The sequence below is a fragment of the Paenibacillus cineris genome (genome assembly GCF_018333335.1).
In the GTDB taxonomy this organism is placed as follows: domain Bacteria; phylum Bacillota; class Bacilli; order Paenibacillales; family Paenibacillaceae; genus Paenibacillus_AQ; species Paenibacillus_AQ favisporus.
In genome coordinates, this window is the sequence record NZ_BORU01000001.1 from 1,936,267 (window position 1) to 1,949,069 (window position 12,803).

Genomic DNA, 12,803 nt, shown 5'->3' on the forward strand with positions numbered 1-12,803 from the left:
GATGATTGCACAAACGAACGGCGAAAAGGTATTCGGCGTGATCAATTCGCTGCTAATGCTGCTGCTCTGCTTCGTTACACTGTACCCGTTCCTGTATGTATTATTCGCTTCATTGAGCGATGCGGCGAGCTTTATCCAGCACCGGGGCATCCTCCTGCGCCCGCTCGGATTTAATTTCGAGGCTTACAAAGCCGTCTTCAAGAACCCGATGATCACAAGCGGGTACCGGAATACGCTGTTTTACGTAGGCGCAGGAACGGCCATTAACCTGTTTATGACGGCTCTGGGGGCTTATGTGCTGTCGCGCCGGAACCTGTATTTTAAAAACCTGATGATGTTTGCGATCGTTCTGACGATGGTGTTCAGCGGCGGACTGATCCCGACGTACATCCTTGTCGGCAAGCTCGGCATGATGAATACGCCATGGGCGCTGCTGATCCCGGGAGCGATCTCCACGTTTAACCTGATCATTATGCGGACGGCGTTCCAGGGCGTACCCGTGTCGCTCGAAGAATCGGCCAAAATCGACGGAGCCGGCGAGATGACCATTTTGTTCCGAATCGTCATTCCGCTGTCGATGCCGGTCATCGCAGTCATGATTCTTTGGTATGCGGTTGGGCATTGGAACTCGTATTTTTCGGCGCTGGTGTATTTGCGTGACCGGACGATGTACCCGCTGCAGCTCGTTTTGCGCGAAATCCTCATCGCCAATTCCACCGATTCCATGTCCACTGGCGTGGCTGCGGACGACAAGTATGCGATCGGCGAAACGATCAAATACGCCACCATCATCGTCTCGACCCTGCCGATTATCTGCCTGTATCCATTCCTGCAGAAGTATTTCGTCAAAGGGGTGCTGATCGGCGCCATCAAGGAATAAAAAACTGCCCGGAGCCCTGTCCCTTGCATTATAATGAACATACAAGTTTCATTGATGCGCATGTCGGTCGATACATGAACAAGGTAGGGGGAATGCTTGGTGAAACGGCTGCTTCGTCCGCTTGGAATCGGTCATCTGCGAAGCGTGTGGATGACGATGCTGATTTCCAATCTGGTTTTGCTGCTCATCCCGGTCTCGATGGGAGCCTTCTTGTACACCAAAGTCGAAGCAAGTTTGGAAAGCGGTGCCAACCGTTCCAATCAAGCGATGCTGGAGCAGCTCAAGCTGTCCCTGGACAGCAAATTAAGCGAAGTGCAAAAGCTGGCCCAGCAGATCATTTTCGATCCGAAGCTGGAGTATCTGCTCAAACTGGACCAGGATGCAGGCGGTCCCGACCGGTACCAGTTCATCGAATTTATGCGGAACACCATGTCAAGACAGGGGAGCCTGACGAACTTTATCCTGGATTACTATGTCTATTTCCGCAACAGCGATCTGGTGCTGAGGCCCGGGCTTCTCACCGATTCGCACAAATTTTACGATATGTATTACAGCTATCAGGGCATGAGTTACGACCGCTGGCGGGAAAGCATGCTCACAAGCTTCCATACGATGGATTATCTTCCATCGGCCACGCTGCTGCGGACCGCCGAGTATGATCCGATGCAGAGCATCGAGAAAACGCCGCTGAACGTCATCACCTTCGCCCAGTCGCTTCCGGGGCGGGACCGGCGCGATATTACGGGAACCTTCGTCATTCTGATCGACGAGAGTCAGATTAAGGAAATGTTTGCCCAAATTGAATCCGCGAGCGACAGCTCGATCTACATCGTGAATTCGGACGGACGCACGATCATGGCGACGGACCGCCAGCCGCTGCCGGGCGAATTGTTGTCCCGGATCACGGGGACCGGCGGGTTGTTCAATCAAACGATTAATGGCGATCAGAAAATGGTATCGTATACCTCATCCGAAAAGGAAGGATGGAAATACGTGCTCGTTACGCCCAAAAGCGTCTTCATGCAGCAGATCATTCTGATCAAGCAGTGGGCGCTGATCCTGTTCGCCCTTTGTCTGGCCGTGGGATTGACCGCAGCCTTCATCTTCGCTTACCGAAATTACAGTCCGCTGCGTAAAACGGTCAATGCCATTCTCAGGGGCAATGAATGGAGCGGAAGGCCGCAGGTCAACGAATACGAGCTGATCCTGCAGTCTATCGAAGGCTCCCTGCATACCGAAAAAAATTTACGCAGCCTGCTCGCCCAGCAGACGCCCGTCATCCGCTCCAACTTCCTGCTGCGCCTGCTCCGGGGGCAGATGGATGTCGACGCGTCCCGGGAAGGCGGCCAGTCGCTGCGGTTTATGGATATTACGTTCGTCAGTGACGATTTCTCGGTCATGGTCGTCCAATTGGACAGCATCGCAAGGTTCAACGCGGAGCCGAGCGAGGAGCAGTGGGCGCTTGCCCGTTTTATCGTATCCAATATCGGCACGGATCTGATCGAATATCCGCACAAGGCGTTTGCCGTTGAGCTGGACCGGGACCGGGTAGCGATCGTGTGCAACTTTGCCGCGGAACAGGCCGAGGGCGGCGAGAGGGTGACCCGTGAGCTGGCCACAGGGCTCAAAGGCATGATCGAGGAACGCTTCAAGATCGATGTTACCGTAGCGGTGGGCCTGCCTCACAGCGGTGCGAAGAGCATCAGCGAGAGCTATGCGGAAGCGGCGTCTGCCCTAGAATTCCGGATTGTTAAGGGCGGCGGGACGATCATTTATTTTCAGGACATTACAGATGTGCACTCCCATTATTACTACCCGGTCGATATTGAGGTACAGCTGATTAATTTCGTAAGGAGCGGTGACGCCGACCATGCCCTGCAGCTGCTGGACACGATTTACGCGATGAATTTCGAATCGGGCAGCATTACGCCGGAATACGGGAAATGCCTGTTCTTTAACATCACCAGTACATATTTAAAAATTATGAACGCCACAGGCGTGGACCAGAATGACATTCTCGGACCCGATATCGATCTGGTGAAGGACATCTTCTCCTATGAAACGGCCGAAGGAATGCACAAACGGATGAAGCGGCTGTATGAAATTTTGGCGGAGAGCATGGTTGCGGACAAGAGCGGCCACAGCGCCCAGCTTCTGCAGGACATGGATCAGTTTGTGGATGAGCATTTCACCGATTCAAACATGGGGCTTGGCATGGTGGCGGATCACTTCGACATGACGCCGCAGTACGTCTCGACCTTTTACAAAAAACAGAGCGGGATCAATCTCAGCGACCATATCGCCAAGAAACGGATTGAGCTTGCCAAACGCCATATGGCAGACAAGGAATTCACAAATGCCCAAATCGCGCAATTGGTCGGATATACGAGCGACGTTGTCTTTATCCGGGCTTTTAAAAAGATCGAGGGCGTGACGCCGGGGAAATACCGGGAGCTGATGATGTCGTGCGTCTCGGATGAGACCGGTTGAGCTGCAAGAAAAGGCAGGGGAACAGCCTCTGCCTTTTTTTTCGTTTTTTCCATCATTGGTGGAAAAGCCCGGAAAAGCTGATTGACATTCTTCTCCATCCCTGAATATAATGTGCTTAACAAGTTTATATATGAATATATGCTCATATTATATTCGTGATTGGATCGGAGGCATTTTGATGACTGAAGCCGTCTCTAAGGTGAAGCGCGAGCTGCTGCTCGAGGGCTTGGATTGTGCAAACTGTGCCATGAAGATCGAGGATGGGGTCCGGAAGATGGACGGGGTTTCTTCCTGCTCCGTCAATTTCGTCAAGCAAACGCTGACTTTTGAATCCTCAGAAGATCAAGGCCAATTGATATCGGAGATTACGAAGAAAGTCAAAAAATTAGAGCCGCATGTCAGCGTGCGTGAGCTGGTCCCGAAAGCGGCAGGAAATCATCCGCAAAGGTCCCGCGGCCATCATCATGATGGGCACGCGCATGATCACGGTCATTCCCACGAAGGTCATGACCACGGAGCGGGCGGTCATTCACATGATCATGCCCACGGCCATGATCACGGTCATTCGCATGATCACGGCAGTTCCGGCATCCGGGTCATGTCGATCCGCCTGGCTGCAGGGGCGGTGATCACGGCGGCCGCGATGCTGCTGCCGGTCACGGGGTGGGCCGAGCTTGCCATGTTTCTGGTGGCCTATCTCATTACCGGAGGAGACATCGTCCTGCAGGCGCTCCGCAACATCCTTAGGGGCCAGGTGTTTGACGAGTACTTCCTGATGTCGGTTGCGACGATTGGGGCGTTCTGCGTAGGACAGTATCCCGAAGGGGTTGCCGTCATGCTCTTCTACCAGATCGGTGAAATGTTCCAGGGCATCGCGGTTAACCGCTCGCGTAAATCCATCAGCGCCATGATGGATCTCCGGCCGGATTATGCGAACCTGAAGACAGGGGACGGAACGAAGCAGGTGACGCCCGAGGAAGTCCAGGTCGGCGATTTGATTATCGTCAAACCGGGAGAGAAGATCCCGCTCGACGGCAAAGTGACCGAGGGCCGGTCGATGGCGGACACTTCGGCGCTTACCGGCGAGTCCGTACCGCGTGAGCTGGAAGCGGGCGATGAGGTGCTGAGCGGCTTCATCAACAAAAATGGCGTCCTTACGATCGAGGTGACCAAGATTTACGGGGAGTCCACCGCGGCCAAAATTTTGGACCTCGTCCAAAACGCCAGCAGCAACAAGGCCCCTACCGAGAACTTCATCACGAAGTTCGCCCGTTTGTATACACCGGTCGTCGTCATCGTCGCCCTGCTTCTTGCGCTCGTACCCCCGCTCGTGGTGAGCGGCGCGACATTCTCCGACTGGATCTACCGGGCGCTGATCTTTCTCGTCATTTCGTGTCCCTGCGCGCTGGTCGTATCGATTCCGCTCGGATTTTTCGGAGGCATCGGCGCCGCTTCCAAAGCGGGCATCCTGATCAAGGGGAGCAATTACCTGGAAGCCTTGAATGATGTGAAATACGTTGTGTTCGACAAGACCGGCACGCTGACCAAGGGGACGTTCCGGGTGACCGAAACCCGTCCGGCCCACGTCGGAATCAGCCCTGAACAGCTGCTGGAATATGCAGCCTTCGCCGAACTTCATTCGAGCCATCCCATTGCCGAATCGATCAGGGAAGCCTACGGGAAAGAATTAGATGCGTCACGCATACAGGACTACAATGAAGCTGCGGGACACGGCGTTCACGTGAAATTGGACGGTGTGGAAGTATTGGCCGGCAACGCAAAGCTGCTCAAGGAGGAAGGCATTGCGGCTCAGCAGCCGGATGCGCAGGGGACCGTCGTGTATGTGGCCGTGAACGGAGAATACGCCGGTTATCTGCTCATCTCGGACGAGGTGAAGGAAGATGCGGCTCAGGCGGTCGGCGCGCTTCAACAGCGGGGCAAACAGACGGTTATGCTGACAGGCGATGCGCGCCCGGTGGCGGAGAAGGTCGGGAAGCTGCTTGGCGTGAGCGAGGTGCATGCCGAGCTTCTTCCACAGGATAAGGTAGAGCATATGGAACGGCTGAACCGGCTGAAGCAGCCCAAGGAAAAAATCGCTTTTGTCGGGGACGGCATGAACGATACGCCGGTGCTGGCGAGAGCCGACGTGGGGATCGCGATGGGCGGCCTGGGATCGGATGCTGCCATCGAGGCGGCGGATATCGTCATTATGACCGATGAGCCGTCCAAGATCGTCACCGCGCTTGGCATTGCAGGGCGTACGCGCCAAATCGTATGGCAGAACATCGTTTTTGCGCTGGCAGTCAAAGGGATCTTCCTTCTGCTTGGAGCCTTTGGCATCGCAACGATGTGGGAAGCCGTCTTCTCCGATGTCGGCGTTACCCTGCTGGCCGTCTTAAATGCAATGCGGGTGCTGAAGCTGAAATAATGAAACGATCCCAAAACTGTAGTGTACGAAATAACGGGCGGTCCGCTGTATGCGGTGCCGCCCGCTGCCGTTTGGGAAGCTCCTGCTAGTCCCCCGATATTCTTGTCACCTCTCCATAACGCTGCAGCCTACGCTCCACCTGTTTGGAGACCGCTTCCAGCGAACCTGGAATGTAGATATTTGAACCGCCGTCTCGCTGTTCTAACGCCTGAAAGGTTTCCCTTGGAATGAAAAACCGCTTGACGAAAAGGAGGGAGCCCTCTTTTTCCTTCAAAAGGTGGAGCATAGAGGAGGAGAACGGCTTTTGATCCAAGGGGAGCATGATCACGGCTCGGTTATGTTTGCCGGACAGCTGTGCCGTATAAGCATCCACTGCTCCCGCCAGAGCTTCGGGCGCCGCAGCCTGAATTCGCTCGGTGCGAAGGCCCAGCCTGCGGAGCTGATCGATAACCCGCTGATGTATGTCGCCCGCTGCAATCACCTGCACTCCGCTTTGCGAAGCAAGACCGGAAGGACGAAGCCGGACAAGCTCGATTAGGGTGGCCTCCGGTGTTACATATTTGCCTGTAAACAGCATCGTTCCATTCTTTGAAAAAAGCAGAAGACGGCTTGCCGCAAGTGCGCCTGGTTTATCCTGGGGATCGGCCAGAATGACGACATCCGGGCTGTTATTCATGCTTCCGTCCAGCCATAGGGTTCTGGAAAACTGCACCGCGGCTTGTACGGGATCCTTTGCCAGCAGCATTGCCGATAAAAGGGACGGATCCAGGGAAGGGTCCCGCCCGGTTTGGCCGTCGCTGCCGTTAACAACCTTAGGTTGTTGAATAGAATCATGGCTGAAGAACATATCGGCACGTTCTGCATCAGCCACTCCTGCAGGCCATACAAAGCTCCATCCGGCATATAAGGATACCGAGAGAAAGAGAAAAGCGGATAGCAGGCTTCTGTTCGTTCTGTTCATATGGAGCTGCCTCCTGATCAAAGGATTACTTGTTATCAGCATTGACCTTTATTGGAGCCGGCAACCCTTGGTTTCTTCTCTGGATAAAAAAGAAGAGGGACGTCGGATGGTTAGGTTGGCCGCGAAAGCAAAAAAAGAAAAGACCCTTCCGCCAAAGGCAGAGGGTCTTGGGTTAGAAATATTTATCCATGCTGGGTATGCTGCAGTGTCTGCAGGAAAATCTGTTCGATGTGCGTATCGTCAAGCGAGTAATAGGCCGTTTTGCCTTCCTTGCGGCGTTTGACGATCCGCAAATTGCGCAAATACCTCAGCTGGTGGGACACCGCGGATTGGCCCATGCCGAGCAGGGTGGTCAGGTCATGCACGCACAATTCTCTTTGCAGCAGCGCGTCGATCAGCTTGACCCGCGTGGGATCACTAAAGGCTTTAAACCAATCGGCGACCTGCGAGGCAGCTTGATCATCGATCAGCGCTTCTTTGATTTTGCCCAATTCATTGTCTGAGCCCGTGCAGGTTGCGTCGCATTCCTGGGACGGATGGATGGACTGTTCCATGGCAATCACCTTTCTGTGAAAATCCGAAATAAAGGCTAGATACCTGTATTATATCAAAACGGCATCTTAAACGGAATAATTACTGTTAAGAAAATGTCCATGCCCCGCCGGCACTCGGGTCAGACATGATCAGGAACCGTAACCGGCTGCGAAGTCATCCGAATTTATATATCCGGCAAGCGTCATGGTATACTATGTAAAATGGACAACAATCAAAGGAGAGATACATGATGATGGGCAGTAAGGCAAGGCTGTCTGTGCTCGGAATCGTCCTGGGCGGGCTGCTGGTATCCGGCTGCTCGGATAAGGGCGGCCCGGATTCGGCGGAGCAGATGATGCAGCACGATCACGGCGCACACCAGCAGATGGCCGCAAACGGCGATCTGCAGGAGACGACCGGCGGGAAGGAGCAGCTTCCTTCGTTTCTGCAGCCGGCGAACGATACCGTCAGAACGGCCTATATGGCGGCAGCCGGGGTAAAGGAAGTGCTAAGCCAAATTCCATGTTACTGCGGATGCGGGGAAAGTGCAGGCCACAAAAGCAATTTGAACTGCTTTATTAAAGAAGTCAACCCGGACGGAAGCGTGGTATGGGACGATCACGGCACCCGCTGCGGCGTGTGCGTCGAGACGGCGCTTACGGCAGCTTCGCTGGTTAAAGAGGGCAAAAGCGTGAAAGAGATCCGCGGCATCATCGACCAGACGTATTCCAACGGGAAATACGCGGCGCCGACGCCAACGCCGGAAGTATAGCGGGGATAGGGATCTTCCGGCAGCGCCGGATCTGGACCATCAAACCGAAATACGGGCAACATTTTTGCTGAATGCCGAATGGGAGCCCGAACGTGCCTAGTTATAATCGCCATCCGTTGACTGGCGCGCGAGTGAAGATGATAAAAAACAGTCCCGGCCAAGATATCGGCCGGGACTGTTTATTAATGAGGCTGTGATTCATCCGTAAAACTGCGGACATCACTTGCTTCCCGCAGCATTTCCGGCGTCCAGGACCAGTCGCTGATCTGCGCGGCATCCGTCACGTGATGCACTTTGCTGGCACCGATGATGGCGGCTGTGACCGCGGGCTGATTAAGCACCCACGACAGCGCGTATTGGGAAAGGCTGACTTCGTATTGACCGGCAAGCACCGCGTATTTTTTGACAAGCTCGTAATTCCGCTCGGTAAAATACTGCTGCAGCGGCTTCTCCCCGCTGGCGGCGCGGCTCTCCGGCGGGGCATCCCCTGGCGCTTTGTACTTTCCGGAGAGCATCCCGCGGGCCATCGGACTGTATACCATGACGCCGACGTCCTCCGAGGCGCAGAACGGCAGAAGCTCCTGTTCGATTTCCCGGGAGAGCAGGTTGTACTGCGGCTGCACGGAAATGAACTTTTCGAGGTTCATCCGCTCGCTGATCGCATGCGCTTTGGCAATCTGCCAGGCGGCATAGTTGGAGCAGCCGATATACCTTACTTTTCCCTGGCGAACAAGGTCGTCCAGAGCCCGAAGCGTTTCTTCCAGCGGCGTGTGCGGGTCGAAAATATGTACCTGGTACAGGTCGATATAATCCGTCTGAAGGCGCTGCAGCGACTTATCGACTTCGCGCAAAATATGGGTCCGCGACAGGCCGCTGTCATTTTTCCCGAACCCCGACCGGATGCCCACTTTCGTCGCCAGAACGACCTGATCCCGTCTGCCCTTCAGGGCACGGCCGATAATGTCCTCGCTTTCGCCTGTTCCGTGCGGAACGTCGGCATCCTGCCCTTTGCCGTAATAGTTGGCGGTGTCGATAAAGTTGATTCCCTGGTCGATCGCGTGATCCAGGATCTGCACCGACGCTTCCTCATCGATCCATCTTCCAAAAGCCATCGTGCCCAGGCAAAGATTAGATACTTCCAAGCCTGTGCCGCCCAATTTGCGGTACTTCATGACATGTCAGCCTCCCATCTTGATTTGGTATCAGGGATTATAATAGCACAGCAGGACAGGGTCAACGCAAGGCGATAAAGGAATCCGATTGTAAGCGGAAACAAAATGCTTGAAATTGCTATGTGGCTGCGGTACGTTTGTAACGAAAGGGGTGTGAAACCATGGAAAATACAAGCCTGCAATTACCAAGAAGCAGACCGGAAGCGCTGGGCATTCCCGGGGCGGCCATCCTTGATTTTCTGGACGAGGTACAGGCCAAGGGCATTGAGCTGCACAGCTTTATGCTGCTTCGCCGCGGACAGGTGGCTGCGGAGGGCTGGTGGGGGCCTTATGCCCCGGAGCTGCCGCACATGCTGTTTTCGCTGAGCAAGAGCTTTACTTCCACAGCCATCGGTCTCGCGGTGCACGAGGGTCTGCTGTCTTTGGAAGAAAAAGTCGTTACGTACTTCCCGGACGACCTGCCGGAGGAAGTCAGCCCGAATTTGGCTGCCATGAACATCCGGCATCTGCTGATGATGGGCACGGGGAATGACCAGGATACGATGGGGGCCATTGACCGCTGCACGGACGGGAATTGGGCCAAGGCCTTTCTCGCGGCTCCGGTGGAGCATACGCCCGGCACCCATTTTGTGTACAACACGGGTGCAACCTATATGCTGTCGGCCATTCTGCAATCCGTGACCGGGCAGACGCTGCTTCAATTTTTGCAGAAGCGGCTGTTTGAGCCGCTGGGCATTCACAACCCCACCTGGGAGTCCTGTCCGCGGGGAATTAACACTGGAGGATTCGGACTGAGCATCACGACGGAAGACATCGCCAAGTTCGGCCAGCTGTTTTTGCAGCAAGGAGCATGGAACGGCAGCCAGCTGATTCCGGAAGCGTGGGTAGAGGAGGCGACCTCGAAACAGATCTCCAACGGAGACGGCGGGGAAAGCGACTGGGCGCAGGGATACGGCTACCAATTCTGGAGATGCCGGCACGGCGCCTACCGCGGAGACGGAGCCTTCGGCCAGTTCTGCATCGTCATGCCGGAGCAGGAGGCGGTGCTTGCCGTCACCAGCGGAACGAACCAGATGCAGGAAGTGATGAACGCCGTCTGGGAGCGACTGCTGCCAGCGATGGCCGGAGAGAAGCTCCCGCTGGACGAAGAAACGCAGGACCGATTGCAGGAACGGATCCGCAGCCTGCAGCTTGCTCCGCTCGCGTACAGCATTCAACCGGAATTGGAATCCGCCGTCAACGGCAAAAACTATGTGCTGGACGACAACGACATGAACTGGAGCCGGATTTCGGTCCGTTTCGAGGCTGATCAGGCGGTGGTTGACCTGTATGAGACCGGCGGGAAGCACTTTGCATTACCTTTGGGTCGCGGGATATGGCTGGAAGGCACGTCTGATCTGATCATGCCCCGTGAGACCGCAACGGTGTCAAGCTTTACATGGAAGTCCCCGGATACGCTGGAGCTGAGCATCCGCTTCATTGAGACGCCGTTTCATATTACGACGGACATTCGGTTTGAAACGGAAGACGCCGTCGTGCTGGATCACCGGATCAATGTATCCTTTGGTCCCAATGAGGCTCCGCCCATTACCGGGAGAGCTTGAAGCCCGCATTGAAATGGTACAAATGTTACGCCTAAGAACACATTTTGAAATCAGGCATGCTCCTCTTCGAAGGGCATGCCTTTTTGCTGTGGCGCGATCCGGTAGGCGGCCGGGGGAATGCCGGCGGCAGCCGAGAACATCCTGGTAAAATAGTGAACGGAGCCAAAACCCGTTAGGTCGGCGATTTCCTTGACGGAGTGGTCCGTCTCGCGCAGAAGGTACGCCGCAAGCCGGATCCTTTCCTGGCGGACGTATGCCGTGAAGGTCATTTTGAGCTCCTTCTGGAACAAACGGGCCAGATGTCTTCCCGATAGATGAAAATACCGCGCCACATCTTCCAGCTTTAGCGGCGACTCCAGGTTATCACGGATGAATTGGAGCGCCTGCCTCAGAGAAGCGGAGCGGGGCGGAGGCAGCGTCGGCTTGTGCTGCTGGCGGTCCGGCGTAAAGGTTTGCGGCAGCGCAGCCACAAGCGCAAGTACCAGCCGGTCCAGCGGAAACCGGGCGGTATCCAGTTCGGCGGCCGCTTGCATAATCGCTTTCCAGAGCAGGACGGCCGGGCTGTTTTCAGCGCCGTGAAGAATATAGCAGTCCGACTGCGCCAGCCGCGCAAATTGACCGTTCCAGGGCGCTGAGGTGCGCCCGGCATTCACATCGAAGGCGAGCCATATGAGCTGCATCCCTGTGCTTTCAATACGGTGTATGCGGTAGGGATTGGAAATGAACAGCGTTCCTTTTGCTAACGGATGGATCCGCCCTTCATCCACATACGTTCCTTCACCGCCCGCGACATAACACATTTCAAAAAAAGAATGCTTATGCTCTAAGTTGCTCCGGTGCTCCGCAAGGGCTCCCCAATAATGTATGCGAATGCATAAATCTTCTTCGGTCAGTTCTCCGACGGTTGAATGCAGTTTAGACAGGGCGGCTCCCCAGACGAGATGATCCATTTCAAGTCCTCCTCATCCATTCGTGTCCGAATCCGACAAAAACAGGTTCCAATCCGGCAAAGACGTCAGGTATCAGTTATCCCTATAATGAAGGCGTATTCATGATTTGTCATTCAAATGTTACGGGAGGGAACGGGAAGATGATTAGCAGAGAAGACGTCGAATTTTATAACGAAAACGGTTATTTGCTCGTCCGCGGCGTGTTCACCACAGAGGAAGTCAAGGAGATGCAGTATGCGGTGGAGCGTACGATTGCCAAGGCGGCTGCAGCCAAGCAGGACGCCAACCATACTTGGCAGGGGGATTACATTCCCCAGGACGAATTGAAGAAGCTGGTGCTCAAAGGCTTTCACGATCTGCAGTTTCACGACGCATGCTTCACCCGAGCCGTGGCGCATCCGCGTATGACGGGCGTTCTGACGCAGCTGATCGGTCCCAACGTCCAGCTCCATCATACCAAAATGCTGGTCAAGCCGGCGGAGCAGGGCGCCGCTTTTCCGATGCACCAGGACTATCCGTATTTCCCTCATGATCGCCATACGATGCTTGCCGCCAGCGTTCATCTCGACGATGCGGATATGGAAAACGGCTGCCTGTGCGTCGTTCCCGGATCCCATAAGCAGGGACCGCTTCCCCATGTAGGCAGGTACTACCTCGATCACCGCGATTACCCGGTGAGCATGGGCACACCATGCCCGGCAAGCGCAGGCGATGTGCTGTTCTTCAACTACCTGACGATTCACGGGTCCGACCGCAACAAGAGCAGCCGGCCGCGCAGAAACGTCCTGTTCCAATACCGCGATCCTGCCGATCCGCCTAGCCGGGAGACTCATATCGATTGGGGCATGGGCATGATGGTCGCGGGCGAGGACCCGCAGTACCGTCAATATCATGCCAAGCTGGAGCTGAATGTGTAAGCTCACTCCGATTTCGAAAAGGCATGGACTCAAAAAAAGGCTGCCGCATTGCGGCCGTCTTTTTTTGCGTTATTGCGACATTTTTACAACACCCC

The 12,803-nt window shown here is 55.1% G+C and carries 10 protein-coding genes; 6 read left to right on the forward strand and 4 right to left on the reverse strand.

What is annotated here, in order from left to right; genetic code table 11:
• The first annotated feature begins 1 nt into the window (after window position 1).
• The 3 genes from KI379_RS09305 to KI379_RS09315 all read left to right on the forward strand — a co-directional run bounded on the left by KI379_RS09305 (window position 2) and on the right by KI379_RS09315 (window position 5,798).
• Complete coding sequence (locus KI379_RS09305) at window positions 2-880, forward strand: carbohydrate ABC transporter permease (RefSeq protein ID WP_212983382.1); 879 nt, start codon at window positions 2-4, stop codon at window positions 878-880.
• Window positions 881-979: 99 nt separating this feature from the next.
• Complete coding sequence (locus tag KI379_RS09310) at window positions 980-3,370, forward strand: helix-turn-helix domain-containing protein (RefSeq protein ID WP_244879228.1); 2,391 nt, start codon at window positions 980-982, stop codon at window positions 3,368-3,370.
• A 178-nt stretch (window positions 3,371-3,548) separates the two neighbouring features.
• Complete coding sequence (locus tag KI379_RS09315; RefSeq protein WP_212983383.1) at window positions 3,549-5,798, forward strand: heavy metal translocating P-type ATPase; 2,250 nt, start codon at window positions 3,549-3,551, stop codon at window positions 5,796-5,798.
• A gap of 85 nt (window positions 5,799-5,883) precedes the next feature.
• On the opposite strand, the gene KI379_RS09320 is transcribed toward KI379_RS09315, so the two are convergent.
• Together KI379_RS09320 and KI379_RS09325 are read right to left on the reverse strand one after the other, a co-directional pair.
• On the reverse strand, window positions 5,884-6,759 hold the full coding sequence (locus KI379_RS09320; RefSeq protein ID WP_212983384.1) for a hypothetical protein: 876 nt from the start codon (window positions 6,757-6,759) through the stop codon (window positions 5,884-5,886).
• Between the two features lie 182 nt (window positions 6,760-6,941).
• Window positions 6,942-7,313: an ArsR/SmtB family transcription factor gene (locus KI379_RS09325; protein ID WP_076167400.1), complete on the reverse strand. Its 372-nt coding sequence runs from the start codon at window positions 7,311-7,313 to the stop codon at window positions 6,942-6,944.
• Between the two features lie 227 nt (window positions 7,314-7,540).
• Between KI379_RS09325 and KI379_RS09330 the strand changes: the two genes are divergently transcribed.
• The gene (locus tag KI379_RS09330) at window positions 7,541-8,065 is read left to right on the forward strand and encodes a PCYCGC domain-containing protein (protein ID WP_244879229.1); all 525 of its coding nucleotides are present in this window, start codon (window positions 7,541-7,543) and stop codon (window positions 8,063-8,065) included.
• Window positions 8,066-8,247: 182 nt separating this feature from the next.
• Here the strand turns inward: KI379_RS09330 and KI379_RS09335 are convergent, their stop codons facing one another.
• On the reverse strand, window positions 8,248-9,237 hold the full coding sequence (locus tag KI379_RS09335) for an aldo/keto reductase (RefSeq protein WP_212983385.1): 990 nt from the start codon (window positions 9,235-9,237) through the stop codon (window positions 8,248-8,250).
• A 161-nt stretch (window positions 9,238-9,398) separates the two neighbouring features.
• Here KI379_RS09335 and KI379_RS09340 point away from each other — a divergent pair, with 161 nt between their 5' ends.
• Window positions 9,399-10,841 (forward strand): serine hydrolase domain-containing protein, encoded by a 1,443-nt coding sequence (locus KI379_RS09340; protein ID WP_212983386.1) that lies wholly within the window; start codon window positions 9,399-9,401, stop codon window positions 10,839-10,841.
• Between the two features lie 50 nt (window positions 10,842-10,891).
• On the opposite strand, the gene KI379_RS09345 is transcribed toward KI379_RS09340, so the two are convergent.
• Entirely contained in the window at window positions 10,892-11,791 is a 900-nt protein-coding gene (locus KI379_RS09345) for an AraC family transcriptional regulator (RefSeq protein WP_089546752.1), read from the reverse strand.
• Between the two features lie 140 nt (window positions 11,792-11,931).
• On the opposite strand from KI379_RS09345, the gene KI379_RS09350 reads away from it, so the two are divergent.
• Window positions 11,932-12,708 carry a phytanoyl-CoA dioxygenase family protein gene (locus KI379_RS09350; RefSeq protein WP_089546753.1) on the forward strand — a complete coding sequence of 259 codons (777 nt, stop codon included), beginning with the start codon at window positions 11,932-11,934 and terminating at the stop codon, window positions 12,706-12,708.
• Window positions 12,709-12,803: the final 95 nt, after the last annotated feature.

Excerpts from the sequence above, each read along its gene's own strand:
- KI379_RS09305 (WP_212983382.1), top strand. The coding sequence starts at position 2 with ATGATTGCACAAACGAACGGCGAAAAGGTATTCGGCGTGATCAATTCG.
- KI379_RS09315 (WP_212983383.1), top strand. The coding sequence starts at position 3,549 with ATGACTGAAGCCGTCTCTAAGGTGAAGCGCGAGCTGCTGCTCGAGGGC.
- KI379_RS09320 (WP_212983384.1), bottom strand. The coding sequence starts at position 6,759 with ATGAACAGAACGAACAGAAGCCTGCTATCCGCTTTTCTCTTTCTCTCG.
- KI379_RS09325 (WP_076167400.1), bottom strand. The coding sequence starts at position 7,313 with ATGGAACAGTCCATCCATCCGTCCCAGGAATGCGACGCAACCTGCACG.
- KI379_RS09330 (WP_244879229.1), top strand. The coding sequence starts at position 7,541 with ATGATGATGGGCAGTAAGGCAAGGCTGTCTGTGCTCGGAATCGTCCTG.
- KI379_RS09335 (WP_212983385.1), bottom strand. The coding sequence starts at position 9,237 with ATGAAGTACCGCAAATTGGGCGGCACAGGCTTGGAAGTATCTAATCTT.
- KI379_RS09340 (WP_212983386.1), top strand. The coding sequence starts at position 9,399 with ATGGAAAATACAAGCCTGCAATTACCAAGAAGCAGACCGGAAGCGCTG.
- KI379_RS09345 (WP_089546752.1), bottom strand. The coding sequence starts at position 11,791 with ATGGATCATCTCGTCTGGGGAGCCGCCCTGTCTAAACTGCATTCAACC.
- KI379_RS09350 (WP_089546753.1), top strand. The coding sequence starts at position 11,932 with ATGATTAGCAGAGAAGACGTCGAATTTTATAACGAAAACGGTTATTTG.